The sequence below is a fragment of the Actinomadura sp. KC216 genome, from assembly GCF_004348535.1.
In the GTDB taxonomy this organism is placed as follows: Bacteria; Actinomycetota; Actinomycetes; order Streptosporangiales; family Streptosporangiaceae; genus Spirillospora.
This window is the reverse complement of the sequence record NZ_SMJX01000625.1, coordinates 1-1,430: the sequence shown is the minus strand read 5'-3', so window position 1 is coordinate 1,430 and position 1,430 is coordinate 1. Positions and strand designations below refer to the sequence as shown.

General features: G+C 68.0%; 1 protein-coding gene. It reads right to left on the bottom strand.

Annotated features, from left to right (window positions below):
- Positions 1 to 35: 35 nt before the first annotated feature.
- The gene (locus tag E1264_RS42600) at positions 36 to 1,343 is read right to left on the bottom strand and encodes an FAD-dependent oxidoreductase (protein WP_132183256.1); all 1,308 of its coding nucleotides are present in this window, start codon (positions 1,341 to 1,343) and stop codon (positions 36 to 38) included.
- Between the last annotated feature and the right edge of the window lie 87 nt (positions 1,344 to 1,430).

Sequence of the window (1,430 nt, the reverse complement as noted above, 5' to 3'; positions counted from 1 at the left end):
GATCGGGGAATGGGGGCGGGCGGGCTTCGGATTCCTCATGACCTTTGCCGCGGGTCGTGGGGCGAGGGTGCCGAGGCGGCCGAGCGCAGCGCCTCGAACCGGCGTCCTCCGGGCACCAGCGGACCGGCCGCCTCCAGCGCGGTGACGACGCTCGACTCCTGGCCGTCCACACCGCTGACGTAGCTACCGGCGAAATGCAGGTGCGCGGTTCCCTGTAGGTCCGCGAGACGGCACTGGGCCCGCATCGCCTCGGGCGATGGGAAGGGGTGCCGGAATTCTGCGCGAGCGAGGAGGCGTTCGGGTTCCTTCTCGCGATTGGTGAGTCGGCTCTTGAAGACGTCGACGCCGTGAGCGGGGCCGAACCAGGAGGTGCTATGGCTCCACCCGTCGCGGACTTCCAGGTTGGTGGTCGACCAGAACTCGCGGCTGGACGGCAGGTACGTGGGGTCGAGGTGTAGGCCGAACACAGCGTCCGCATACGTGATGGATGCCAGCGTTTCGCGGAGCCGTTCCGTTCCTGGCATCGCCGCGAGCATGGGCCCTACCGCCTCGGCGGGCGCGCCGAAGACCACGCGGTCCACCTCGGTCCGTCTGCCGGAGGTCTCAAGCACCTCAAGGCATCCGAAGCTCTGACGGATCGCCTGCACGGGCGCACCTGTACGGATCGTGGCCCGTGGGGACAGGTCCGCGGCCAGTGCCCAGGCAAGGCTCTCCAGGCCACCGCGGAGGTTCTGCCACACCGCCGCGGCGCCGGCTGCCGGGGCGGGGCCGCAGACCAGAAAGGCGGTGGCGGCCCGCGCCGACATCTCGCGGGCCCGCTCGTTGCTGCACCCGAATATGGCGGCAGGCCAGGCATAGAGCAGGTTCTCTTTCAGGTCCGTTGACGTGTTGAGCGGCTCGATCAGCTCGGCCAGTGGCTTTTCCCAGGAGACATCGTCGGTCTCCCACTGTGCCGCTCGGGCGAGGAACGCGTTCAGCGCTTCCTGGGCGTCTCCCAAAACGGGTGCGCGGCCACGATCGACCGCTGGAGTGTGGTTCGTGACCAGGACGGGACGCGACCTGCCAGAGGCCGAGACCGTCAGCGACATCGGCACGTCCACGAGAGCGGACGGGGCGAGGCCGAGGAGTTCCAGCAGCCGCGCATGGTGGGGAAAGCCGGCGAAGGTGAAATCCTGCGCGCCGATGTCCAGGGAAACCGTCGAGTCCGCGAGGCGGACGGTTATGGAGCGGGCGTTCCCGCCAATGCGTGACCTTGCCTCGAAGACCGTCACATCGTGTGCGTCGTCAAGGAGCCACGCGGCGGTCAAGCCCGCTACGCCAGCGCCTACAACACCGACTCTCATGGCGTCCTACCTTTCCTGTGGCACTTTCCAGAATCGCATCGGTTCTACGACCGAAAGAGAGCGGAAGACGATGCCCACACCCAGCCC

Excerpts from the sequence above, each read along its gene's own strand:
- E1264_RS42600 (WP_132183256.1), bottom strand. The coding sequence starts at position 1,343 with ATGAGAGTCGGTGTTGTAGGCGCTGGCGTAGCGGGCTTGACCGCCGCG.